The 24,777-nt window shown below is 32.8% G+C and carries 22 protein-coding genes; 1 reads left to right on the forward strand and 21 read right to left on the reverse strand.

Going from position 1 to position 24,777, the window contains the following annotated elements; all coding sequences use genetic code 11:
- Positions 1-12: 12 nt before the first annotated feature.
- The 12 genes from EV214_RS07035 to EV214_RS07090 all read right to left on the reverse strand — a co-directional run bounded on the left by EV214_RS07035 (position 13) and on the right by EV214_RS07090 (position 14,445).
- Positions 13-1,167 carry an iron-containing alcohol dehydrogenase gene (locus EV214_RS07035; protein WP_132244147.1) on the reverse strand — a complete coding sequence of 385 codons (1,155 nt, stop codon included), beginning with the start codon at positions 1,165-1,167 and terminating at the stop codon, positions 13-15.
- Positions 1,168-2,436: a four-carbon acid sugar kinase family protein gene (locus EV214_RS07040; RefSeq protein ID WP_132244149.1), complete on the reverse strand. Its 1,269-nt coding sequence runs from the start codon at positions 2,434-2,436 to the stop codon at positions 1,168-1,170.
- A 400-nt stretch (positions 2,437-2,836) separates the two neighbouring features.
- The gene (locus EV214_RS07045; protein ID WP_132244151.1) at positions 2,837-4,735 is read right to left on the reverse strand and encodes a sigma 54-interacting transcriptional regulator; all 1,899 of its coding nucleotides are present in this window, start codon (positions 4,733-4,735) and stop codon (positions 2,837-2,839) included.
- A 549-nt stretch (positions 4,736-5,284) separates the two neighbouring features.
- The gene (locus EV214_RS07050; RefSeq protein WP_165916289.1) at positions 5,285-6,025 is read right to left on the reverse strand and encodes an ABC transporter permease; all 741 of its coding nucleotides are present in this window, start codon (positions 6,023-6,025) and stop codon (positions 5,285-5,287) included.
- A complete protein-coding gene (locus tag EV214_RS07055) occupies positions 6,018-6,938 on the reverse strand; it encodes an ABC transporter ATP-binding protein (RefSeq protein WP_132244154.1) in 921 nt (306 codons plus the stop codon). The genes EV214_RS07050 and EV214_RS07055 overlap by 8 nt, the downstream gene beginning before the upstream one ends.
- A 52-nt stretch (positions 6,939-6,990) precedes the next feature.
- Positions 6,991-7,932 (reverse strand): sensor histidine kinase, encoded by a 942-nt coding sequence (locus EV214_RS07060; RefSeq protein WP_132244156.1) that lies wholly within the window; start codon positions 7,930-7,932, stop codon positions 6,991-6,993.
- The gene (locus EV214_RS07065) at positions 7,925-8,632 is read right to left on the reverse strand and encodes a response regulator transcription factor (RefSeq protein WP_132244158.1); all 708 of its coding nucleotides are present in this window, start codon (positions 8,630-8,632) and stop codon (positions 7,925-7,927) included. The genes EV214_RS07060 and EV214_RS07065 overlap by 8 nt, the downstream gene beginning before the upstream one ends.
- A gap of 208 nt (positions 8,633-8,840) precedes the next feature.
- On the reverse strand, positions 8,841-9,698 hold the full coding sequence (locus tag EV214_RS07070) for a diguanylate cyclase domain-containing protein (RefSeq protein WP_132244160.1): 858 nt from the start codon (positions 9,696-9,698) through the stop codon (positions 8,841-8,843).
- The gene (locus EV214_RS07075; protein ID WP_132244162.1) at positions 9,695-10,045 is read right to left on the reverse strand and encodes a hypothetical protein; all 351 of its coding nucleotides are present in this window, start codon (positions 10,043-10,045) and stop codon (positions 9,695-9,697) included. The genes EV214_RS07070 and EV214_RS07075 overlap by 4 nt, the downstream gene beginning before the upstream one ends.
- A gap of 516 nt (positions 10,046-10,561) precedes the next feature.
- Positions 10,562-11,875: a hypothetical protein gene (locus EV214_RS07080; protein WP_132244164.1), complete on the reverse strand. Its 1,314-nt coding sequence runs from the start codon at positions 11,873-11,875 to the stop codon at positions 10,562-10,564.
- Positions 11,876-12,056: 181 nt separating this feature from the next.
- Positions 12,057-13,226, reverse strand: a complete 1,170-nt coding sequence (locus EV214_RS07085) for a M20 family metallopeptidase (RefSeq protein ID WP_132244166.1) — start codon at positions 13,224-13,226, stop codon at positions 12,057-12,059.
- A gap of 34 nt (positions 13,227-13,260) precedes the next feature.
- On the reverse strand, positions 13,261-14,445 hold the full coding sequence (locus EV214_RS07090; RefSeq protein ID WP_132244168.1) for a hypothetical protein: 1,185 nt from the start codon (positions 14,443-14,445) through the stop codon (positions 13,261-13,263).
- 392 nt (positions 14,446-14,837) lie between these two features.
- On the opposite strand from EV214_RS07090, the gene EV214_RS07095 reads away from it, so the two are divergent.
- Complete coding sequence (locus EV214_RS07095) at positions 14,838-16,838, forward strand: peptidase G2 autoproteolytic cleavage domain-containing protein (RefSeq protein WP_207669645.1); 2,001 nt, start codon at positions 14,838-14,840, stop codon at positions 16,836-16,838.
- Positions 16,839-16,925: 87 nt separating this feature from the next.
- Here the strand turns inward: EV214_RS07095 and EV214_RS19365 are convergent, their stop codons facing one another.
- The 9 genes from EV214_RS19365 to EV214_RS07140 all read right to left on the reverse strand — a co-directional run bounded on the left by EV214_RS19365 (position 16,926) and on the right by EV214_RS07140 (position 24,745).
- Positions 16,926-17,051, reverse strand: a complete 126-nt coding sequence (locus tag EV214_RS19365) for a hypothetical protein (RefSeq protein ID WP_279233111.1) — start codon at positions 17,049-17,051, stop codon at positions 16,926-16,928.
- A gap of 422 nt (positions 17,052-17,473) precedes the next feature.
- Positions 17,474-18,778: a DUF4179 domain-containing protein gene (locus tag EV214_RS07105; protein WP_132244173.1), complete on the reverse strand. Its 1,305-nt coding sequence runs from the start codon at positions 18,776-18,778 to the stop codon at positions 17,474-17,476.
- Complete coding sequence (locus EV214_RS07110; RefSeq protein WP_132244175.1) at positions 18,775-19,293, reverse strand: sigma-70 family RNA polymerase sigma factor; 519 nt, start codon at positions 19,291-19,293, stop codon at positions 18,775-18,777. Before EV214_RS07110 ends, EV214_RS07105 begins: the two co-directional genes overlap by 4 nt.
- A 361-nt stretch (positions 19,294-19,654) precedes the next feature.
- Entirely contained in the window at positions 19,655-20,122 is a 468-nt protein-coding gene (locus EV214_RS07115) for a chemotaxis protein CheX (RefSeq protein ID WP_132244177.1), read from the reverse strand.
- Complete coding sequence (locus EV214_RS07120) at positions 20,113-20,976, reverse strand: response regulator (RefSeq protein WP_132244179.1); 864 nt, start codon at positions 20,974-20,976, stop codon at positions 20,113-20,115. The genes EV214_RS07115 and EV214_RS07120 overlap by 10 nt, the downstream gene beginning before the upstream one ends.
- 352 nt (positions 20,977-21,328) lie before the next feature.
- Positions 21,329-21,547: a DUF5698 domain-containing protein gene (locus tag EV214_RS07125; protein WP_132244181.1), complete on the reverse strand. Its 219-nt coding sequence runs from the start codon at positions 21,545-21,547 to the stop codon at positions 21,329-21,331.
- Positions 21,519-22,616 carry an efflux RND transporter periplasmic adaptor subunit gene (locus EV214_RS07130; RefSeq protein WP_132244183.1) on the reverse strand — a complete coding sequence of 366 codons (1,098 nt, stop codon included), beginning with the start codon at positions 22,614-22,616 and terminating at the stop codon, positions 21,519-21,521. The genes EV214_RS07125 and EV214_RS07130 overlap by 29 nt, the downstream gene beginning before the upstream one ends.
- On the reverse strand, positions 22,570-24,051 hold the full coding sequence (locus EV214_RS07135; protein ID WP_132244185.1) for a HAMP domain-containing sensor histidine kinase: 1,482 nt from the start codon (positions 24,049-24,051) through the stop codon (positions 22,570-22,572). The genes EV214_RS07130 and EV214_RS07135 overlap by 47 nt, the downstream gene beginning before the upstream one ends.
- Complete coding sequence (locus EV214_RS07140) at positions 24,041-24,745, reverse strand: response regulator transcription factor (protein WP_132244187.1); 705 nt, start codon at positions 24,743-24,745, stop codon at positions 24,041-24,043. The genes EV214_RS07135 and EV214_RS07140 overlap by 11 nt, the downstream gene beginning before the upstream one ends.
- Positions 24,746-24,777 lie beyond the last annotated feature (32 nt).

Below are 24,777 nucleotides of genomic sequence, written 5' to 3' on the forward strand. Positions count from 1 at the left end.
CTCCTAGTATTTTTACATTACTTTTCTATAGATTTCTCTAATATCCTCAAGGCTTAATTCTTTCATGTTATTAACTAATAATCTTTGTTGCTCACTCCCTGCTTGCACAAGAAAATCAATATCCTCTCCCTTAACGCCAAACTGTTCTAATCTTGTAGGTATTTTCGTATATTTTACAATATCTGCAATCTGCTCAATAATGTATTGCGCCTTTTGATCTATTGTTTTCCCTGTTATTTCAGGATTAACTACATCACAAATCATGGCTAATTTATCTGCACAAGCATCCTTGTTAAATGCCATTACATGAGAAAATAATATGGCATTCGAAACACCATGTGCAATGTGATATTTTCCTCCTAAAGGATATGAAAGTGCATGTACTGCTGTTGTTCCTGATCCTGTAATTGCTACACCCCCATAAAATGCACCTAGTAACATATCTCCCTTTGCTTTTAAGTTATCCTCATCTTTATAAGCTTCTTTGATGCTTCCAAATATTAGTTTTGCTGATGCTAAAGCATATGTATCACTAAAAGGCGTGGCTTTTTTAGATGTGAAGCATTCCACAGCATGTGCTAAAGCATCTACACCTGTTGCTGCAACAATTTTTTTAGGTAACTTTGCAAGCAACGTAGCATCGAGTATTACATAATCTGGAATAAGCATATCATTGACAATACCTTTTTTAGAACTTTCTTCTGGTATTGCGACGATCGCATTACAAGTTGCCTCTGATCCAGTTCCACAAGTGGTTGGAATCATTACAGATTTTATTTTTTTCTTTGCTAAAGAAGGTTCCTTTACCAAATCAAATACCGTGTACTCAGCGCCCATTAATACGGTTGCCAGCTTTGCAACATCCATTACACTGCCGCCTCCGATTGCAATAACTAAATCACCCTTTACATCCATCGTTTTTTTTATCACATTGTCTACATCATATACAGATGGTTCAGGCTTTAAATTATCAAAAATCTCATAATCCACACCACAGTCTGTAAGCTTTTGTGTAGCCATATCACAAATTCCTGCTTCTCTTACACCCTTATCTGTAAAAACAATAACTTTTTTAGCATTTTCCTTCGTAATAACTTCCTTTAGTTTATCAATAGATCCCTCACCACCAAATATACAAGCAGGTATCTTAATTTGATAATTTTCCATTTATACCACTCCTAACTTGCTTTCTTTATAATTTATATTCTGCAGATATTCAATAATTTCAATCAATGCATCCCCTTCACCAAAGCCTCCCGACTTGGTTACAATAAGTGTATCATCCACCTGTTCGCTAACCATTTTACCAACAGGAATCCCTGGCATAATTTCATCTAACAGCTCAATTCCATACGTATCCAATATTCTACATATCTGAAGAGAAGTATCCCCCCCGGTGGAAACGATTGCATGTACGCAAGTTTTATCACACACGATCTTTGTGAGGTTGGCAAGTGTTTCTACAATGCATAATGCCTGTGCATATTCTTCATTGCTATTTTTTAATACCAATGAATAATCATCAAACAAACTGTCTACTGCTACCATAACTAGATTTTGTCCTTTTTCAATCTCATTTTCTATCTGCTTTATGCACTGTTTAATGACTGTCTGTTCTTCTCCTTTAATAATTTTTTTCGTATCTGCTTTAATAATAGGTACCTGCCATATTTCTGATGCACGCTTTACCTGTAGGGCTGTTTCTGGCGTACGTGATCCTACAACCACTAGCGTAATTCCCTTTTCTTTTTCCTTTAAATTTTTGTACCTTCTCTTTTTTTCTTCCGCAAGATCCATACTCAATTGCTTCGCTAGTCCTGCAGATCCACACAATACTTTTTTCTCATGGATTAGCTTAGATGTATCCTTTACTATTTTTAAATCTCCATCCGTATCCGCATCTAGTACAAATACCTCTATACCCTCGCGTTGCTTTAATGCAATATATTCCTTTAAACTTTTTGCTCCATTTCGTATGGTTTGTAGATAAACGCCCTGCACCTTACGTTTCATCCCTTTTCGAAAAACATCAACTACATTAATCTTTGTTTTTCCTACTGCTAACACACCATTCACAACATGTCGCCCATTTTCAGGAAAACTCGGTGCAACCAACGCAAGGTGACAATCCATTGCATCCATTACTGCATCTAATTCTGAGTCAGGATTTCCTCTCAAAACAGAATCTATTTTCTTATAGATATACCCATTGCCACTGTCACACACTTTCTTTGTTATTCTATATACTCTTTCATATGCCTGTTGCGTACTTAATGGTCTTGTATCTGCATTAATAGAGATAATGTCATAATCTTTGTAAAAATTATTTTCTTTGTTATCATCGTGTAAAACTTTTAAAATAGCAGAAAACCCAAATTTTTTATATTGTACTGCCGTATCATTTGCACCTGTTAAATCATCTGCAATAATAATCATTTAAAACAACTCCGTTTCTCTTTCCATAAAATTGTATCTTACAATACTTCCTCACCTCTTATGCAAAATAGAATATGGCTATCATACATAGGTCATATTTATTACTTATAATCAATTTTATAAATACGTAAATGTATTTACGTCCTAATATAAAAGCAATTTTTATGCCAACCAATCTATGATTTTTAGAAAACATATTTTTCCTTAGTATTGAAATATATTTATCATAGATCAACGACTTAAAACTCTAATCTTTAGAATTTTTAATCTATTCATATTTAAATCGTACATACCCTATCACGCGGAACACTTCTTTAAAAATTCACAAATGGTTGCATATAGCAACATTTTTACGTTGTAAAACGCAACTTCGTTGTAATATGCAACCACTTATTTCTTCTCACTTTTTCATTTTTCTCCATAAGGTGGTTCTATCTATTTTTAAAATCTCACAGGTTTTTGACGTAGATTTTTGATTCATGTTATATATACAAGAGATATACCGCTTCTCTATATCCTTTAAACTTGGTAGATCTTGCGCTATTTCTCCTAGCATACAATCCTGTGGTACTATCTGCTCTTGCTTTTTTATTTTATAATTTACATTATTTTCTAAATCATATTTCTTGATCATCGTATCCTCACAGATTATTACTGCACGTTCTATCATTCCTTGTAATTCTCGAATATTTCCTTCATAATCATAAATCATAAGATAGTCCATAGCACTCTTAGTAAATCCATCTATTTTCTTAGAATACTTATTACAGTACCGCTTTAAAAAATGGAGAACCATTACATCAATATCATCTTTTCTCTGACTTAAGGGTGGTATATAAAAAGATAGTGTGTTAATTCTATAAAGTAGGTCTCGTCGAAAGGTTCCCTGCTTCACCATTTCCTTTAGATTTCGATTGGTAGCACACACAATACGTACATCTAGCGGAATTACCTTATTATCTCCTAGTCGCATAATTTCACGTTCTTGTATTACACGAAGCAAACGCCCCTGTACATCTATTGGCAGTTCACTTATTTCATCTAAAAATATAATTCCTTTGTGGGCAAGCTCAAATACACCTGCTTTACCTTTCTTCTTGCTCCCAGTAAATGCCCCCTCAACATAACCAAAAAGTTCACTTTCAATAATAGAACGAGGTAAAGCAGCACAGTTTATAGCAACAAAAGGTCCTGTTCTTCTTCTACTTTCATTGTGTATACTTTGGGCAAAAAGTTCCTTACCTACCCCTGAACTTCCTTCAATTAATACACTCGAATCATATCTACTAAATTTTTTTGCTACAGTAATACAATGCTCCATTTCATTACTTTTGTGAATAATAGAAGAAAAAGTATGTTTTGCCACAAAACCCTTTTCTACCATCTTAATCCTTACCTCTTTTTCTAAGTTTTGAAGTTTCGTTATATCCTGAAATACAGTCACAGAACCTTTGTTTTCATCATTTACCATAATAGGAATGTTACTTATAGTCACCTGCGTATCCCCTAGCTTTCGCACCTCATCAATAAGCGTTTTACTCTGTAATATTTCTTCTAAAACACTTCCTATTTGGGTAAATTCCTGAATTTTTCGTCCAATAGCATATTCTTTAAGAATTCCTAAAATCTCCTGTGCTACAGAATTAAATAATAAAATCCTGTTTTTCTCATCTGTGGCAATTACCCCATCATGAACATAGTCAATAAGTGCCATATAGCGCTTTGATCTTTCTATTTCATACTTAGATACCATCAAAATACGGTTTGCTTCTTCTATTGCACTACGAATGGCATCTTGTCCACTTTCTAGCATATAACAAGTATATCCTAGCTCTTTGCAGATATTATTCACTACTGCATCTCCTATAAATACATGAACCCCCTCTGCCACACACCCTTTAATTTTTTGCGCTACACTCTCTCCACGCTCAATATCTACCTTCTTTACCTTTTTTACAATCTCTTTGATCAAATCATACCCATAGATAATATTATTATGGCCTATAATCGCTAACGGTTCATTCTGCCCTACTATATGTTTGATATTTGCAATTACATCATAAGCACTCGTTTGGATTTCCACTACTGGCACATTCAAAACATCTTTAATAAGTGTAAAGGTTCCTCCTCTAGAAATGACTACCTTGGCGCCACAATCTACCGCCTTATATGCAGCTCTTACCCCTTCTTGCAAATCACCTCTTACAACCTCTATATTTTTGTAATCATGTTGTGAAATAAGATCCACTGATAATTGATACATCTTTTCATAAGGTGCAATCAACACAACTTCCTTCATATATTCCCTCCATATGCTAAATTTAAATAAACTTATATACTCATTTTACTATTTTTTATCCTATATATTATTTACTTCCCTATGGGGTTAATGATAGTTTTTATGTTTCATTCACTCTATATTTCTATGAATTTTTCCATAATTCCTCTTTTCATGTTATTATTCGCTAATGTTATTTTTGTATATTCTATTTAACTTATCTATAAATACCACACAAAAAAGAGCCCCGCTTGAATAAATAAATTACTCAAACCTGACTCTTTAAAATATCTTATATTTTGTATTAAATACTTCTTTTACTTGCATATACAGGCTTTAATGCCTTAAAACCATCTATTTTTTCAATGCATTCTTAAAATGCATCATATCTTGCAATTTTCTCTTGCCAGTACATAATACAATATCCTTCACATAATTTCAATACAAAAATTCGCTTAAAATCCTTGCTATTTCTTATTTCTAAGATTGAAGAAGTAATATTTTTCAGCCTTTTCTTTTTTCTACTAATCCTTAAAAGAAAAGCCAACTAATCTATAGTCGACTTTGCGTTTATGCATGTACATCTGATTTTTTTAAGTATCCGATCAAGGCAACGAGTGAAATCATAAAGGTAGCCCCTAAAATGATCCAAGCCTTTACTGTAATCATCTTAGGATCATGTGCATTTGCTCTAAAAACATAATCCGTTGGAATACACCATGGAAATACATCTATATATTTTGAATTACATACTATAACATTTGTTATAACTGCACTTATTCCTAATACAATAGGCGGAATCACATTTTTACCGATTACTCCTAAAACTGCACTTACAGGGGATAATACAAAAAACATGCTACCTATCCATAATTGCTTTTTGATTTCTTCCATCAATAGATGGAAATTGAGGGACTCTTGAATTACAAACATGCCTCCAGCCAACATAAAACCAAAATTTATTGCTAATGTTGCAAAAATTATGATTAATATAACCATTAATTTTGCAAATACAAATTTCGATTTATCTACTGGATAGGTATATAAAGTATTGACCATATTTTCTGTGTATTCTCTTGAAAATACATATCCTGAAATGAGTGAAAATAAAGCAACTGCCATAATCAAACTCATAAATAAAATATTGTTTTCAAAAGCCAATTCCCAATTCCAATGTACTCCAGAAGTCTTTGAATTACCCATAATAATCAGTAATATTAATACACTTGGAAGTATTCCTCCAATCGGTAATAACCACAGAATCTTCGCTCTTTTTAACTTCAAAATTTCTGTATAGAGTACATTAAGCAATTCCCTCACCCCCAGTAGCCTTTATGAAATAATCTTCTAAGGTATCTTTCATTAAAATAATCTCTCCCACATCCACATGGTTTTCTACAAGCAAGCGATTGATCTTTGGACTATCAGAAAGCTTTTCATAAACTTGTAAGATATTTTTTTCACTGACCCTATAATCAAAAATACACAATTTTTCTTCTAGTAACATGGCTGCTTTTTTATCATCGCTTACCTTTATTTTTATGTAATGTCTATTTTTATTTTGAAGGGTTTCAAAGTCAATCTCCTCTACTAATTTCCCCTTATGGATAATGCCAATGGTGGTTGCCATCTGCTGTATTTCGCTTAAATTATGACTAGATATCAAAACAGTAATATTCTTTTTACTAGATAAATCTAATATAAGTTCTCTCATTTCTTTAATTCCAACAGGATCTAGCCCATTCGTAGGCTCATCCAAAACTAATATTTCAGGGTGATGAAGCAGTGCTCTAGCAACACCAAGACGCTGCTTCATGCCCAATGAAAATTCTTTTACCAATTTATTTTTTGTATCCTTCATGCCGGACATTTCTAAAGCTTCATCTATACATTTTTTCCCTTGTATCCCGATCAACCTTCTATGAATCTCTAGATTCTCCTTGGCTGTTAAATTCGGATAAAAACCTGGGAATTCTATAATAGATCCGATTCTTTCTAGATATTGATTTTTTTTTGAAGATATATTTTCTCCAAACATTTCAATACTTCCCTGTGTTGGTTTTATAAGTCCCATAATCATCCTTATTGTTGTTGTTTTTCCTGCCCCATTTTCTCCTAAAAATCCATAAATTTCTCCTTTTTTAATATGGATATTTAAGTTATCTACCGCATTTTTATCTTTATATTTTTTTGTTAAGTTTACAGTTTCTAATACATATTCCATCAATATCCCTTCCCTTCTGATAATAGAATACAATAAAAAACTTACATAGATTTTACTTAAATCTTACAAGTTTCTTAAATAAAGGAATCGTCAATGAAAATTCCGTTTTTTCATAAGGAATGCTCTCAACAAAAATGTCTCCACCATGCTTTTTTATAAGTTCTCTTACAATGGTTAAGCCTATACCACTTCCTTGAAGCTGATGATTTCTTGAATCTTCTAGGGTATATAATCGCTCAAATATATGCGGAATCTCTTTATTTGGAATGCCTTTTCCATGATCCCAAACAGATATACGCGCAAATTCCTTTTCTTTTTTTACCCCAATGCCTATTTCCCCTCCATCTTTTCCATATTTCAATGCGTTTGATAAAAGATTATTAAGAATTCTATGGATGCTCTTTTCATCTCCGAGTACATATAGCTTTTCATCTGGTACATGAATGACTGGTGTTATATTGATTTTTGTGAAATCTTCATAAAAGGTGAGGATACTCATTCTTGCTGCCTCACAAATATCTACTTTCTTAAAATTTAGCACAGCATCATTGGCCTCGATTTTAGATAATACAAAAAAATCTTCTAAAAGTACATGGAGAAGCTTTCCTTTTGCATAAACCACATCCATATATTTTTCTTTTTCTTCTTCTGTTATAGTAAGATCATTTTTCATCGCTTCTATATATCCTAATAGAGACGTCAAGGGTGTTCTTAAATCGTGTGAAATATTAGAAACCATTTTTTTTCTCGATTCTTCTGTTTTTTTATACTTCACAAGTATTTCTTGAAATTTATCGACCAATTCATTGATGTTTTCACATAATTTCTTCAGCTGTTTATGATTCGTATAGAGCCGCACTCTTTGATTTACATTTCCATTTTCTATTTGCATAAGTACTCCATTTATCTTTTTTATTTGTTTATTTTGACCTTTCATCATCCATAAAAGAAATATACACATGATTAAGAGTAAGAGCGTCATTGTTTTAAACATGCTTTATTTCCCCGAGCTTATAGCCTATTCCCCAAACAGTCGTAATCATTTTAGGCTTTGAAGGATCTTTTTCAATTTTCTTTCTAAGGCGTCTGATATGTACCATCAATGTATTTTCATCATGCATATATTCTTCTTCCCATACATATTTAAATATCTGTTCTTTTGTAAATACACGATTTGGATTTTTCAAAAAAAGCTTCAAGATTTCGAATTCTTTTTTTGTAAGTGAAATGTTTTCCTCATTCTTTACAACATAATAATTATTCAAATCCAAAAAAATATCCCCATAGGTTATATTTTCTTCTTTCAATGTTTCATTTTTATGAAAATGAAAGCTTCTTCTAATGGTTGCATCTACTCTTGCTAAAAGCTCTGCTGTGGAAAAAGGCTTTGTCATATAATCATCTGCCCCCATCCGAAGTCCGATGATTTTATCAATTTCTTCATCTTTTGCTGATAATATAATAATGGGTACGATACTTTCTCCTCTGATTCTTCTCATGACTTCTATCCCATCTATTTTAGGAATCATAATATCAAGTAAAATCATATGATACGCTCTTTCTTTATATTTTAATAAAGCTTCTTCTCCATCAAAGGCTGTATATACTATATATCCTGATTTTTTCAATGTACTTGCAATAAGATGATTGATGGCTTGGTCATCTTCAACAACCAAAATATTTATCGATTTCATAATACATTTCCCTCCTATACCGAGTCCTTAAAAATCATTGCATCATTATCCCATGTATTTCTAAATACAAAAAAATATAAACTTCCTCTTCTTTCATTTTATCAAATTAGAGAAAGTTTAGAAAATAATATTCTATTCTTTTTTAAACCATAAGCAATAGCCTTCAATTTAAAGTATATTACATTATTTAGATAAAAAATTCTACGCCTTAAGCACTTTCATCGATCTCTGTTTCATGCACTATACTAAGTTTACATTTACTCTTTTTCGCCTTCGTAGATGCTAAACTTGCGATATTGATTAGCTGAGAAACAGCCGCATATGGATTTGTTATTCTATTGTCATACTTTCTACCTTTAACAATCCCTGCTGAAATAGTAATATCAATTTCATCTTGAAACTTGTGTATTGCTACTGCGTTCATTATTTCTTTTACCATTGCTTTAGCTTGCTCAATCGTATAGGGTGTCACAATCATGAATTCATCCCCACCAAATCTACACAAATAGGTATCTGTATGTTTATACATATTGAGTAACATGCCAATATCCTTTAAAATATTATCTCCACAAATATGCCCATATGCTTTATCAACATGTCCGAAATTATCCACATCCATAAATATAATCGCTATTTCACTTCTATTTTTAATAAATTTTGCAGCATGATAATATACATAATCACTTTTATAAAGGCCTGTAAGCAAATCTATATGTTTCCCTAGTTCAATATCTAAAAGAGACGTTGTAATAAACCCAACTACTTTTTTATTCTCCTCCACTAAAAGAATTTCCATATTTTTTTCCAATAATTCTTTTGCTTTCCATATGGGGGTATCTACATTTATTTTTGTAAAATTTTGTATCATAGCGTCTGCTGCAATTCTATTAGGATGTGCTTCAATTAATTCTTTTGTTGTAATTACACCAAGAATTTCTCTGTGCTCCATTACAAAAAAATGGCTAATTCCTTTTTCTAGTGCACTATTCTTTATATTTCTAATCCCATCAATGGCATTCACAATCATAAAATCTTGATTCATAATATTTAAAACTTTTCTAATCATATTTCTATAGATTTGCTAACGTGAATTGTAATATTAATCTGGGCTTTGATAATCGTAGCTTCGTTAGCAATCCGTCCTCCTTCTTCCATGATTAATTCAATAAGCTTATCTTTGGGTAAAATATTTAATAGCCCTTTCCTAATTACAATGGCTTCAATAACAGCATCCTCAATCTTAACAATTTCATATTGATCTGGTGATAATATGTCTACCATTCTTCTTGCAGCTTCTGGCCCTATCGGTGCTCTTTTGCCAACTATCAATACATCCTGCATAGGAGGCATCTCAAATTCAGATAAACGTATCGTTATATCCGCTTTTTTTGTGCTTTCATTGTATGTTGCCATTCATATCCACCTTTCAGGTTATTTAACAATATTTTTATAAAAGCTGAGGTTTTTAAAGCACATAAAATCTATCGAAAAGTATAATATCTATTTTATTATTTGTAGAAGTACAACACACTCCGCATTCTCATAAGAAATGAATTCTCTGTTAACTGTATATTATATTGTATGTAAACACAAAAAATAATTATTCCTGTAAGTAAAATCAAAAACTATATAGTAAAATTTTCCTGTCTTTAATCATATCAGATTCTTATATAAAATCCTACTATTTAATGAGGATTTTTGAGATTTTTTCAAATAAAATAGGGTAAATAATCGATTGATTACTTACCGCATATAGGTTGATCGATAATTTTACCATATTTTTCTATACAGGCTTCTATATGGATTGTATCGTATTTTGTAATAATTTATAAAATAAAAAAAGCATGATCTATTTTGACTATAAAGATAAAAACTCCACGAGGGTTTCGTTGACTTCTTATCAGTTTCTTATTTGCTTTCAAAATTTTTCTATTTCAAATAATCATGTCGAATCTCTCGTCCATAATAACTAAGTGCCCCTGTATCTGCATCAAATACACTTTCATATAGGGTATTTTTATATTTTAAATGAAAGACGTATTGTGTTTTGCCTTCTATATTTCGAATCAGTAGATCATCTATGATTTTTGCTTCCTTGTCTATTTTTGATAAAATGGCTTCTTTCTTGATCACGGGCATAGTGATTGGTTCATGGTAAGGATACACCCTTTCAAATCCTGTGATTAATCCAGAAGATTGTATTTCTAGTTGCATTTTTTTTATTTCATCATATACCCCTTCGTTTTTTTCTATATAGGCGTAGGTAATCTCTTGGATCTTTTGTTGTTCATCATAGCTTATTTTTTTATCATAATTAAACCCTTGATCACTAAATTGAGTCATGATCTTCTCTGCCATATTGTCTAGTTCTTTTTCTGTATATTTTTTGCTATTCGGAGAGGTGCCATAGCTGCTGGCATATATGTCTATTTTCTTGGTTTTTTTATCATAGGTCAATCTGTACTCTGTATTTCCATTCATAAGATCTTTAGCAATATCTTTTGGATCATATTCTTTCAAATCCGTCTCAAATACATATTGATCTGCATTTTTTCCATCTTCTTTATTGTATTTTAAAGTTTTATTTTCTACTAATTTTGAAAAGATTTCTTGGCAATAGGCTTGAACATTTTCTAAACTTTCCGCTGTAAGCTCTCCTTTATAATCTTTTAATCCTCTGTATTTAGAGGTGTTTAGTAAATCCTCAGCTTCTTTTGAGTAATCATTATATATTTTAATAATTTTCTTCTCTAATTTTCTCATTTTATCAAAATCCAAACGCTCTGGCATATCCCCTACCACATTTCTATATTCTTTTAAGATTTCGTCATTGTATGCATATAATGTTTGTATATATTTTCTCTCAGATGGGCTAATCTTGTTATCAGATACAATATTTTCAATCACATGATTTACGTCTAAATACAGATCATCAATATAAGCAGGACACCACTTACCTTTTCCTAAATCTGCTGCATCATTGTTTGATCTCCAAAATTCTAACATTATCCTTCTATTGACAACCTTTTTTTCAGGATCAAAATCCTCCACCCCTAAAGTCAATAACTGTGATAAATGATCGTTTAATGATTCTATTTCCATCCCAAAATCCTCAAAATCATCATACATTCGATTTTTGTATGCATCATAAGTATTGTAATATTCACCAAAATAATGACCAACCACCGTAACAACAATATATAGTAAAATGATATAAAGTTTTTGTTTCGTTATTTTTATCATAATTCTCCTCTAGATTGTATTTTGACTTTTAAAAGATTTCTATTATTTTATCACTTTGATCTAATTTTTTATAAAATGTATTTATATAAACTTCGATATTTATTACATATTTCCTCCACTTTTACAAAAAATAAAAAAATCCTCCAAATTTCAGAGGATTGTGTTATTCTTAGCATAAATTTTACTTTTTTCCATTTAAAAAGTCAAATGCAAATTGTGCATACAAAGCTGCTGCTACCTCAAGTGCATCTTCATCAATATCAAATTTCGGATGATGGTGGGGGTAATTTTCAAGCTTATCTTCATTTTTGGTTCCAACAAAAGCAAAAACCCCTGGCGCTTTTTGTGTATAATATGGAAAATCTTCTCCACCTGTAGTCTTTTCATATATACCGATTGCATCTTTCCCACATATTTTTTCTACAGATCTTTGTGCAATAAAAGACATGTTAGGATCATTGATTGTAGGAATCACTACTTGTTTGTAACTAAAATCTACTTCTGCTCTGTAGCTTTTAGCCGTATTTTCTGCTACACGTTTTATTCTTTCTTCAAATGAGTTGTTTACTTCTGTATCAAAACAGCGTGTGGTTCCTTCCAAATATGCTTCTCCTGCAATCACATTGAATCTAGTGCCTGAATGAAATATTCCAACGCTGATTACAGCAGGGTGTAGCGGACTGATTTCTCTACTTACGATAGATTGTATATTCATAACCATTGCTGAACCTACGACTACTGCATCTACCCCTTGATTTGGCATAGATCCATGACCACCCTTGCCTCGGATGTTTATTTTAAATATTCCAGCAGATGCCATTCGTGGACCTGCCTCTACAGAAATTTTTCCAACATCCATATCATTCCATAGATGAATGCCAAGTATTCCATCTACAGTTTCCATGACGCCTTCTTCTATCATTTTTCTAGCACCCATTGCTATTTCTTCACCCGGTTGAAAAATCAATTTAACATTACCACGTAGTTCGTCTTTCATATCGTTTAATATTTGGGCTGCTGTAAGTAATGATGAAGTATGCCCATCATGACCACAAGCATGCATCATCCCATCTACTTTTGATTTGTAATCTTTTGTGGTTGCTTCTGTTAATTCTAAAGCATCCATATCAGCTCTTAGTGCTACAGTTTTGCCACTCATTTCACCTCTAATGATCCCAACGACACCTGTTTCCGCTACCTTTTTACATTCGATACCCATTTTTTCAAGTTCTTCTATCACGCGGTTTGATGTTCTAAATTCTTTCATGCTCGGCTCAGGATACATATGAAATTCTCTTCTTAAATCTACATTATATTGTTTATATTTTTGGGCTAATGCTTTAATATTCATGCTTTCACCTTCCTTTAATTAATGATGTGTATGATTATAATAGTTTGCTAAATATTCCCGCGATGATCACCGAAACAATGGTAACGGTTGTAAATCCTCCAACAAGCATTTTAGGAAGCATTTCATCCATCAAAAATTCTTTTTCTTCATCCGTTTTTGCAAGCACTTTTGATGCTTCCTCCGTAAGTATATAGTTTGGAGGGAATCCATAAAGTGCAGTAAGCGCTATTGCAAAAGACATTTCCTTCGTATATCCGAGTTTTTTCCCAAGAATCATAGAAAGGATTCCCATGCCTATCACACCTAAAATGATGATTCCTGCAAGTGGAATAGCTATTTTAGCAAGCATAGATGGTGTGGCTTTAGCAAGACCTGCAAATATAAATGCCATAAGCCCTGTCATTAAGAATCCAAATGAATTTGCAAGATTAAGCGGCTTTTGCTCAACAAAACCTAGTTCTTGTGCAATCACACCAAAGAATAGACACATCACAAATGGTGAAATATCCATGATAGGTTTGATTAGATTTGCAAATTGTACAGCAAGTAGTGAAGTGATTGCAAGTTTTGTAAGAATCACATATGTGGTTATATATTTTTCTGGAAGTGGTGGTATAAGTTTTTTTCTATTATTTACGTCACCACTCGTTTCATTCTGTTTGACATGTTTTAATACACCACTTCTAAACCCAGAGAGAAGTCTATTTCCTTCTTTCTTTAGCATTAAGGCTGTAAGCGGATAACCAACAAATCCTTGCATTACATAGGTGACGATTGCAAGCACTGCTAAATTTTCTCTTCCAATAGATGTAGCTGCCTCAGACATGATGATCGCAGCTACGATACCTCCTGTTAGTGGAGGGGTAGCTATTACAACTGTTTCCCAACCCCAAATTGCCTTACCGATTGTGAGTGTAAGCGCACAAATCCCTACAATCCCGATGAGTGCAATGGCAATAGTTTTCCATTGACGCAATAATTCTCGAACGGTCAACAACGTACCCATATGGGTTATTAATAAGTACATGGATAAGTAGATGATTGATTTTTCAAACCCTGCAAGTGCTACGATATCTTGTGGAAAAAAAGTCCAAAACCCAAATAAAAATAATAGTGCAGCAACAAACACAGAGGGAATAAATGCTTTTGTTTTAGTAGAAATAATATCTCCAATAGATAAAACGACTAAAACAATTGAAAACGCCATCAATAAAGACATTATAAAACCTCCTTTTAAGATATTTATAGTATTGTTACATACTCTATTCATATTCTGATTCATTGAATATAGAACTTTTTTCCTATTTGCATGCGATATACTTAAATTTCTTGCCATAAAAAAAAGCCTCTCTAGAGTTCATGCTACCTCTAAAAGCGCTTTTCTATTTAAAAACACGCCTTCTAATGAGGAATATATACACGCTAACCCCTACCAAGGAGTATGATAATTTTTATTTTTTCCCAAAACTATTATCAATACCAAACTATAAATATTCGTTTTCTGCAAAACTTCAAGAAATTATCACAAACTTTAGGACAATGCATATTATATAGCGAACATACAGATAGAAAAGTTGGACAAATTTATATAAATTAAAGGGGTGAATTCAATTGTCAAATGGATGCAATAGGCAAGCACCTGGATATTGCTCTGATGCTGAAGGCAACGGTACGAAAGCTATGGGTGGATGTACCCATGCAGAAGGTTTAAATACAACAGCAAATGGACAGATTTCTCATACAGAAGGTGTATTGACACAAGCAGATGGCGTTTTTTCTCATGCAGAAGGACTTCAGACAAAAGCTTGTCGTGATGCTTCCCATGCAGAAGGAATACAAACCACTGCATCTGGAGCTATCGCCCATGCAGAAGGTCTAAATACGATTGCTAGTGGAGATATTTCTCATGCTCAAGGCGAAAATACTCAAGCACAAGGAACTAATTCTCATGCAGAAGGAAATCAAACAACAGCTAGTGGAGACACTTCTCACGCTGAAGGTGAAGAAACAATAGCAAGCGGAAAAACATCTCATGCTGAAGGTCTTGGTACATCAGCGAGCGGAGAATATTCTCATTCAGAAGGTTTTGGTACAACAGCAAGTAATTTTAGTTGTCATTCTGAAGGTAGAAACACAACAGCAAGTGGAGAGTATTCTCATACTGAAGGTAGTGAAACAACAGCAAGTGGCAATATTTCTCATGCTGAAGGTAATTTAACAGAAGCAAGTGAAGAATCTTCACATGCGGAAGGTCAATTTACAAAAGCAGTAGGGCCTATTTCTCATGCTGAAGGAAATCAAACAACTGCAAATGGATATGCATCCCATGCTGAAGGCAGTGAAACAACAGCAAACTGTGATTATTCCCATGCGGAAGGTTATTTCACTATAGCAGGTGGCGTAGCATGGGTGCAGGCTGCTCATGCAGAAGGTATAGAAACAAAAGCAAACGGAAATGGTGCTCATGCTGAAGGTAGTAACACTGTAGCAGATGGAAATTACTCTCATGCTGAAGGTTTTAATACATTAGCAGGAAACACTGCTCATGCAGAAGGACACGTATCAATAGCAAGTGGTGAATATTCTCATGCAGAAGGATACGCCACAGAAGCAAGTGGATCTGCTTCCCATTCCGAAGGTGTTGATACAAAAGCTAGTGGAGATTGGTCCCATACTGAAGGCAATGGCTCAATAGCAACTAAAGATTATGCTCATGCTGAAGGCAGATTAGGAAAAGCAACTGGAGATTATTCTCATGCTGAAGGTAATGACACAGAAGCAAGTGGACTTTCTTCTCATTCTGAAGGTTCTGAAACACTAGCAAGTGGAAGTAGTTCTCACGCTGAAGGTTCTAGAACAACAGCTAGTGGTCACCAGTCACATGCAGAAGGTTTTTCCACAACAGCTAGTGGGAATTATTCTCATTCTGAAGGTTTTCGCACAAGTACAGACGTGTTTAGCCATTCCCACATTATGGGGTATAATGGCACTGCTAATGAATCTTATTCTTGGCATTTGGCTAATGATGGTTTAAAAGCAAAAATTTCAGGAATTACAGGTGTAGGCTGTTTTACTGGTGGAACTTCTACAGGTCCATGTGACTATGCTGAAATGTTTGAAACAGCAGATGGAAAACCAATTGATGTTGGGTACTTTGTAACTCTTAATGAAAATAAAATCGCAATAGCTACCTCAAAAGATAATTATATTCTAGGTGTTACCAGTGTCACGCCAGGTGTTTTAGGTGGAAGTGCAGATTTTGACTGGGATCAAAAACATTTGAGAGATGAATGGGGACGGATTCAATATGAGGAGGTTGTCATTCCAGCTGTGAAAGATCAAGATGGTAATGTTATTATTCCAGAGAGAACTGAATCTCAAGCCATCATAAATCCTGAGTGGGATCCTAATCAGGAATATATTCCAAGGTGTCAAAGACCCGAATGGGTTGCAGTAGGTTTATTAGGGCAATTACGTGTACGTGACGATGGAACCTGTAAAGTAAATGGCTACTGTATACCTAACGATGAGGGAATTGCAACAAAATCTGATAAAGGATACCGTATATTAAAGCGTACAGGTCCTAATCAAGTATTGATATTATTCCGTTAGTTATCTAAAACCTCCTAAACGAATCTAGGAGGTTTTGCCTGTAATATAATCCACTCCCCTTTTTTAAATCCTTTTCCATGATCAACATTACTGACTTCTACATAATTTAGTATTTGATTGGTCTTGGCATCTGGCAAATGGTCTCGCTGTCAGACCAACTTTAAATGCAGCTATCATCGATAATCTTGGGAATCTCTGGCTTGATAGTACCATCTTTTTCCCTGCTACAGACTATGCAGAAATGTTTGAAACAGTTGATGGTCACCCTATTGATGTTGGTTAACTTCGTTACCTTTAATAAATATAGCAAAAAATATATTTCACGTTTAAGAAGCCCTGAATGGGTTGCTGTTGATCTACTTGGAAAAATCCTTATTAAAGATCATGGAACATGTAATCCTGGTGGCTATTGTAAAACTAACAAGGATGGCGTATGCAAAGACTCTTATCCTAGAAAATGCACAAAAGAAATAAGCATACACCCTCCCCCCTAAAAAAGTAGCTCTTATTGCCAATTCCCATGGTTTCGATTGCAACCGTTCCATAAATGATTACAAATTTTAATGTACATATTCCTGCTAGGTGTCTAAATAACATTTCAAAGCCACTTTGAAAATATATAAAAGCCTAAAATCTTAATCTATAGATATATTGATGATTTTATTATAGATTTTGTCATATTTTATTCTTTTAATATGCAACGTCAAATCCTTTCCATCTCCCTTAAAGCGAAGGGTTCGCATATGATGAACCCTTCCATCTTTCTTTTTTTGATATGTATCTTTCGTAGTATCTTCTAATGCTATGGTTTTACCATCTATCTCTAAATTCACCAAAGACAAGCGTACACTTTCTTCAGTAGTAAGGGTAACATAAGTCTCTCCACTCGATGCATCTACTTGATTGATGGTTATATTTTGACCAAGGATTTTAAAATTTTGATTACTTCCATCATTTTTAAGCTTTATGACTTCATCTACATCATGATCTGCCCCAAAGCTTATGAGATGAACTTCTAGCTTATTCAAATCTTTTGGGAGTGCATCAAATTTTTCATCAAATTTCATGCCATTTATGTTTGTACGCATTCCGCCACCTTGGTAGACAATTTCTTTTCCATTGGCAAACAATTTTATATCTAATGTTTCTGGTCTAAAACGTTCCCCAAGGATTTGATCTTTGGCTAATTCTACTATATTTTGGATGGTTCCTTTGATTACTGTAGTCGTCGGTGTAGCCAAAATAGATTCAAAGCGTATTTCTGTTTCATCTACTTTAACCTTTTTGTTAAGGACTTTTTTCAATGTATGTCCCATTGCCTTATTTCGATCTAATATGAAAGTGATCTCTCCATGCTCACTTTGTTTTCCTTTGATTAGCATAAACGACCATTTTAATCTTTTTTCAAAGAAGTAAGGACTCTCAAAAGCCACTATCCATTTCATCTCCGTTTTTTCATCATTCATTTCTCCTTGTCCACTACCCATATGGTATTGTCCTACCATTCCTTCCATCGTAGTGCCACTAATGTCTACTTGATCCACATTGCCCGTTGGATCTTTCACAGTATAAAAAACAAGAAGCTGATTGTCATCTAGCATGATCCCATCTAATGTAAGTTTTACATTATTTTTAAATGTATAGCTTTTTTCAATCACTTGCCCTTTTTCTAATGTATTCAATTTTTTCAAAGTACTATTCATAATTTTTTCATATCCAATGTATTTTTTACTATAAAATGCCAAAGTATCCCCGTGATACCCAGTTAATACTCCAAAAATCAGTAAAGCTACCAACTTTCCTTTCCACTTGCTTCTTCCACCACTAGAAGATGTTCTACTTTTTAATGCACTACGCAATCTCATTTCCAATTCATCGGGTACTTGTAAATTCTCTATTTCTGCTTTCTTTTCACTGAATCTATTTTCAATGTTTCTCATATCCCTTCACCTCCGATTCTTTCTTTTAACTTTTTAAGTCCAATAGATATACGAGATTTTACGGTTCCAATAGGCACTTTTAATAGCTTTGCGATTGTTTTGTAGTCTAAATCTAAAAAATATCGAAGTTTAATGACCTCTTGATGCTTTTGATGCAATTGCGCTAAATATTCCTCAAGGACCAATGCTTCATCCTTTTGCTGAAACGTATCCTCATAAAATATTTCTTTTGTACGCTCTAATAAGATAATTTTCTTGTTTTTTCGCAAGCTATTTTTACAGCAATTGACCAAAATAGTCTTACTCCAGCTATAGAATGATTCTTCTTTTTTTAATTTATGAATACACTCATATAGGATCACAATCATATCTTCCATTGCATCTAATGCATCTTCACTGTTTTTCATATATATATATCCAAGCTTATAATAGTCTTGCTTCTTTGCCATAATCAGCTGAACAAGTGCCTCTTTGTCTCCTTGTTTTGCTTCTTTTACAAGCATTTTCGTATCCACATCCCCACCACCCTTTCCTATATAAGAGTATTATATCTTTTAAAAAGTTCATTTTAAAAATATTTTTTTTGCTCACTTTGCTACGATTTCTGTGCAAAAAAATAAGAGGTACCTCCTACCCCTTAAAAACATTCCATTTACAATAAGCTATTTGGTTTGATCATCAATTTTTACAACTTTTTTTAATGTATCATTACCAATTAAAATCACTTGATTGAGTACACTATTTCAAAAATTTTTTAGCACAAAAAATAAAAAGCCAACTAGAAACTAGTTGACTTATATCGCTTAAATTTTTTATACAACAGTCTAAAATGAAAGACTGTTTCAAAGTTACTATAAATTAGAGCTTTACTCTATATTATTCATAGTTATTAAAAGCAATATTCACCTCTATAGGAATCCCATCAGCCAATATTTCAATACATATGACTTTCTGTACATTCACTTGTACATTAAAATCTTTCCCATACATTAATGTAGGTGTTGAGATGTTTGTATTTATCTCCATATTTGAAAAATTGATACTCGCATTTGCAGTAAGCATATTCGATAGTTCAGAAAGCGCACTCTGTGCCATATCATCTAATGTTTCAACAGACATACCCATCATCATTTTCGAAGCAATTGTTTTTGCATTCTCTATGGTCATACCATAGAGAACATTTCCTTTAACATCACCTATTATTCCTAAATTAATCATCACGCCATCACTCTTAATATTTTTATCTTTTAAAGACATCTTTCCTTTTTTTATATCATTAAATCCAATCTGCGGCATTACAACAAGAAACGCCTCAATAAATGGATTGATTAATTTTACATCCATTCTTCTTCATCTCTTTCAAATCCTACATTTAAATACATTTCTCCAAAAGAAGTCTCCCCCAAAACAGAAGTTGTTCTTAGCATGGATTTAGATATCTTCAAAGATTCTCCATGAAATATTGTAGGAGGTGCTACACGTAGACCAAAAATTTTATTCTTTCTATTTAATATAGAACAAGCATTTCCACCAATAATATTTGTAAATTCACCAAGCATCGCTAAACATTCATCCATATTTTTTACTTCTCTTTTTAAAGCTGCCTCCGCTAATTTTTTAGCCGTTTCATGTGATAAATCAAGAATCATCCTGCCAGAACATTTCCCAATGATCCCTATGACTATGGAAATCCCTCTAGAATTTTCTGTATCATTTGATTGACCCATTTCACCATATGTAGGAATCGTCTTTGTGATTCGATTCAGGTTATTAGAAAAACTTTCTTTAAATACATCAAAATAGATTTCCTGTAGCTCTAGAAGCAAATCATCACCAGCCATTGCACGATTGATTACCGTTGCAATCTCATCTGGATCTACGGGTTTTTGCACATATCCTGCTACTTTATTGACTTTTGCTTTTTTAACAATTTCATCATCCTTCATAGAGCTTACAACAACAACTTTTATATTCGCATCGATTTTATGAATGGCTCTTGTACATTCTAAACCATCTGTTCCAGGAATCGTCATATCCATCGTCACCAAATCTGGCTTTGTTTCTTTTACCACCTTGATAGTTTCTTCTAATGAACTTGCTTGTCCAACCACTTCAAATTCTTTTTCCGCTAATATATCTCTCAGTATGCTTATAGAAAAAGGAGAATCATCTACAATCACAATTTTTACATTTTTCATCATGCCACCTCCAAATTAGATTATTTAAATTTTTATTTTCTTTAAAACAAAAACTGCTCCACAATACAAGATATACACTAAAGTCTATATATCCTCTATTGTAGAGCAGTTAAGGCTCATATAATATAAAATTATAGTCTTTATCTGCTTGCTACTAGTATGTTGTTAAATAATTTGACTTTAGAAACTATTTTTATCTTTCTTCCAAAGCTTGTTCAAATTATCGTGATTTAATTGTAAAATATTTGCGTATAAATGTCAAATTTTTTTGTAGAATTATGTGAATTTTTTATTCTAATATATTTTATGCCTCATTAATCTTATGCAAAACCTTTTTCTCTCAATATCTGAATCATTTCATCATTTTTTTTATTAAGTTTACAATTAAAGAGGTATATCTAATCGCCAATTTTTGTTCAATATCTCCACCTACTGAACTACCTAGTCCAAATCCTGCTGCATAAACAAACATGGACAATGTACTTTTTTCACCACTAAACACCAATGGTAACCCAAACACATAAATGAAACATTCTAAAAAACTATTCCTTTTCTTCCACCAAACTTCCATCCTCTAAATCTTCATTGCCAACCATAATGATCTGCTCCCCTTTTTCAACCCCTTCTAATATTTCATTATATGCATCACTTGAAAAACCTATCTTCACATATTTTTTAACAGCTTTTTTATCTTCCTTTACGAAAACATAGTATCTATCTTGTTCTTTTATAACTGATTTTTTAGGCACTGCCAAACCATCTTTATGCTTATCTAGTATAATTTCTACATTTGCAAACATGCCCGATTTCAAATTTCCTTTTTCGTTTTTAATCAATATCTTTACTGGGTAGGTTTTTGTTTCACTACTTGGTTCTGGTCCGATATTTGTTATTTTTCCCTTAAAGGAATTCGAAAACATATCTACATTTACACTACACACTTGCCCATTTTTTATAAAAGGCATATCTTTTTCCGAAACCCCTACTTCTACATATATTTGATCTATATTTACAAGCTTAAATAATTCAATGCCACTGGATACGGTTTGACCTATCAAAACTTTTTTATTGCTTATAATTCCTGATATAGGTGCTTTGATAAGCGTATCGTCTAGATTTTTTTTTGCCAATGCTACATCATTTTCTTTTATTACTAATTCTTCTTTTTGTTTTTCATAGTTTTTTTCTATTGTATCAAATTCTGATTTAGATTCTACATTGTTCTCATAAAGTGATTTTGTTCTTTCATAGTCTTTTGTTAAATTCTTAAATTCTATACTCCCTATCGAAAGGTCTTTCTTTTTATTTTCATATGTTAATAAATAGGTCGTATCTTCTAATTTACAAAGAGACTCCCCTTGGCTTACCTTCCTTCCCAAATCTGTATAAATTTGATTAACTTTTCCATTTACTTCTGCTGTAACGATTGCTTCTTCCTTTGGTTTTAAATTTCCAGGTAATAATAATGTATTTGTAAAATCCATACTTATAACAGGTTCTGTTTTTACATAGATCACCTCTTCTTTTTGTATGGATACATCTTTTCCATCTGCTTCTTTTGTCTCACTTTTGCCACAACCTACAAATAAAAAACTATTGATTAGAAGTATTCCTACTAGTATGCATAATCGCTTCTTCAAATTTTTCGCTCCTTTCTATTTCTTTTTTAAGATGAATCGTAAACACAGTGATTGCTTCTTCATTTGAGGAGAGGGTAATGGTTCCTTTATGCCGCTCTATAATCTTTTTCGTTATAGATAGCCCTAGTCCTGATCCATCCTGCGTACTCCTACTTCTATCCCCTCGTACAAAGGAATCAAAAATAACATTTCTTAGTTCTTCTCTTATGCCAACCCCATCATCTGAAATAATCAATTTCACATACTCATCTTCATCATAACAATGAATATATAGATTCGTTTTGGGTGGATTGTATTTTAGGGCATTAGATAATATATTGGTCACAGCTCTTGTCATTTGTTTTTTATCAAAATGAATTCGGATCGGTTTATGACTGATATCTATATTTAAATTGAAATTCTTCTTTTCAATTTCCGGATAAAATTCACCAACTATTTGTCTTAACCACTCTGCAAAGTCATCGGCTATATAGTTAAATTCAAAATTTTCATCCTCTAGCTTTGCATACTTAAAAAAATCATCAATGAGGTTCGATACGTGAAAAGCCTTATTGTAGATATACTTCAAATATTTTTTTACATCTTTTTTCGTTTTTGCTTCGCCATCATAAATCAATTTAGAAAACCCATAGATGGATGTGATAGGCGTTTTTAAATCATGAGATATATCTACGATAATGCGCTGTTTACTTTTTTCCAATTTCCTTTTTTCGATTTCTACCTTCTCAAGCTTACTGGCCATTTTATTAAAAGCATCTCTGATTTCTCCAAATTCCCTTTGGGCATGAAAATTTAATCGGGTACTATAATTTTGCTTTTCCATCTCTCTGATACCTTTTGTAAGATGTATCAAGGGTACTCTTATATATTTTCCTGTAAATCTACTATATAGCGTAAGGCTGATCAATAGAAAAAAGAAAAAAAAGATTAACAAAGTTCCATAGATCACATTCCCTATACTATTCCATTTTTCAGTATTCAACAATTCTGGCGTAACTGCAAAATGAAACTTATTTATTGGCCATTTAAATACATATAAATAAGGCTCTCCACCCGGTCCATCTACTGGAGAAATATTATACCAGTATGGATATTTTTTACGATCCGCGTGTATTGCAGCTTGATCATATAAAAATCGCTCATCATACTGATATATCTGGTCTAGCTTTTTCCCCTTCACATAGATAACCTTTTTATTTTCATCTAAAATTTCAATCCAACAATCCATCATTTCGATATATCTTGTATCCATTTCTTCAAAGGGAATCTTATAAATATCCTTCAATTCCTTATTATTCTCTATATTTCTATAGATTACTTTCTCTAAAATAAAATCTGTAACATAAACTGTTAGAATAAACGTCACAACGATAATTAAAAACATAATCATATAGTTTTTAAATAAAAAGCTATTGATGCTTTTTTTATCCTTCATTTTGGATATTCCCCTCAAATCGATAGCCAAGACCTCTTATTGTTTTCAAATAATCAGGCTTTTTTGAATCGTGCTCTATCTTCTCTCTTAATTTGCTGATATAAACCATGATGATGTTGTCATCCCCAATGAAATTTTGTTCCCATATGGATTCATAGAGTTGCTTTTTCGTAAACACTCTATTGGAATTTTTCATTAAAAATTGAAGGAGCTTGTATTCCATAGCCGTAAGATCAAGTATCTCTCCTTTCTTATATACTTGGGTGTTTTTTTCTTCCAGGCACAAATCGCCAATATGAATTTTTTCCATAACCCCTTCATCTTTGTTATAGTGATAAATTCTTCTGATTAAAGATTTTAAACGTGCAACCACTTCTAGGGGATTAAATGGCTTTGTCATATAATCATCCGCCCCTAGACCTAATCCATAGATTTTATCTATATCTTCATCTTTAGCAGATAAGAATATAACCGGAATATTTGATTTCCTTCTAATTTTTTTTATGAGTTCAATCCCATTCATTTTAGGCATCATAATATCTAATATCATAGCGTCTACCCTATTTTTCTCCAATAAGGAAAGGGCCTTTTCTCCATCATAAGCTTCTAATACATAAAAGTCGTGGTTTTCTAAATAAACCTTTAATAATTCTACGATTTCAGCTTCATCATCTACGATCAATATGTTTTTCATAGAACCCCCCCTCATGAATCTTAACCAGTTTC

The sequence above is a fragment of the Marinisporobacter balticus genome (assembly GCF_004345705.1).
In the GTDB taxonomy this organism is placed as follows: domain Bacteria; phylum Bacillota; class Clostridia; order Peptostreptococcales; family Thermotaleaceae; genus Marinisporobacter; species Marinisporobacter balticus.

What these genes read in the sequence shown, in the direction of transcription:
- EV214_RS07075 (WP_132244162.1), bottom strand. Translation starts at nt 10,045, where the DNA reads ATGGCAACATACAATGAAAGCACAAAAAAAGCGGATATAACGATACGT.
- EV214_RS07070 (WP_132244160.1), bottom strand. Translation starts at nt 9,698, where the DNA reads ATGATTAGAAAAGTTTTAAATATTATGAATCAAGATTTTATGATTGTG.
- EV214_RS07105 (WP_132244173.1), bottom strand. Translation starts at nt 18,778, where the DNA reads ATGAGAAACATTGAAAATAGATTCAGTGAAAAGAAAGCAGAAATAGAG.
- EV214_RS07115 (WP_132244177.1), bottom strand. Translation starts at nt 20,122, where the DNA reads ATGGATGTAAAATTAATCAATCCATTTATTGAGGCGTTTCTTGTTGTA.
- EV214_RS07135 (WP_132244185.1), bottom strand. Translation starts at nt 24,051, where the DNA reads ATGAAGGATAAAAAAAGCATCAATAGCTTTTTATTTAAAAACTATATG.
- EV214_RS07035 (WP_132244147.1), bottom strand. Translation starts at nt 1,167, where the DNA reads ATGGAAAATTATCAAATTAAGATACCTGCTTGTATATTTGGTGGTGAG.
- EV214_RS07045 (WP_132244151.1), bottom strand. Translation starts at nt 4,735, where the DNA reads ATGAAGGAAGTTGTGTTGATTGCACCTTATGAAAAGATGTATCAATTA.
- EV214_RS07080 (WP_132244164.1), bottom strand. Translation starts at nt 11,875, where the DNA reads ATGATAAAAATAACGAAACAAAAACTTTATATCATTTTACTATATATT.
- EV214_RS07090 (WP_132244168.1), bottom strand. Translation starts at nt 14,445, where the DNA reads ATGTCTTTATTGATGGCGTTTTCAATTGTTTTAGTCGTTTTATCTATT.
- EV214_RS19365 (WP_279233111.1), bottom strand. Translation starts at nt 17,051, where the DNA reads ATGGTACTATCAAGCCAGAGATTCCCAAGATTATCGATGATAGCTGCA.
- EV214_RS07065 (WP_132244158.1), bottom strand. Translation starts at nt 8,632, where the DNA reads ATGAAATCGATAAATATTTTGGTTGTTGAAGATGACCAAGCCATCAAT.
- EV214_RS07085 (WP_132244166.1), bottom strand. Translation starts at nt 13,226, where the DNA reads ATGAATATTAAAGCATTAGCCCAAAAATATAAACAATATAATGTAGAT.
- EV214_RS07055 (WP_132244154.1), bottom strand. Translation starts at nt 6,938, where the DNA reads ATGGAATATGTATTAGAAACTGTAAACTTAACAAAAAAATATAAAGAT.
- EV214_RS07140 (WP_132244187.1), bottom strand. Translation starts at nt 24,745, where the DNA reads ATGAAAAACATATTGATCGTAGATGATGAAGCTGAAATCGTAGAATTA.
- EV214_RS07125 (WP_132244181.1), bottom strand. Translation starts at nt 21,547, where the DNA reads ATGGAAGTTTGGTGGAAGAAAAGGAATAGTTTTTTAGAATGTTTCATT.
- EV214_RS07060 (WP_132244156.1), bottom strand. Translation starts at nt 7,932, where the DNA reads ATGTTTAAAACAATGACGCTCTTACTCTTAATCATGTGTATATTTCTT.
- EV214_RS07040 (WP_132244149.1), bottom strand. Translation starts at nt 2,436, where the DNA reads ATGATTATTATTGCAGATGATTTAACAGGTGCAAATGATACGGCAGTA.
- EV214_RS07120 (WP_132244179.1), bottom strand. Translation starts at nt 20,976, where the DNA reads ATGAAAAATGTAAAAATTGTGATTGTAGATGATTCTCCTTTTTCTATA.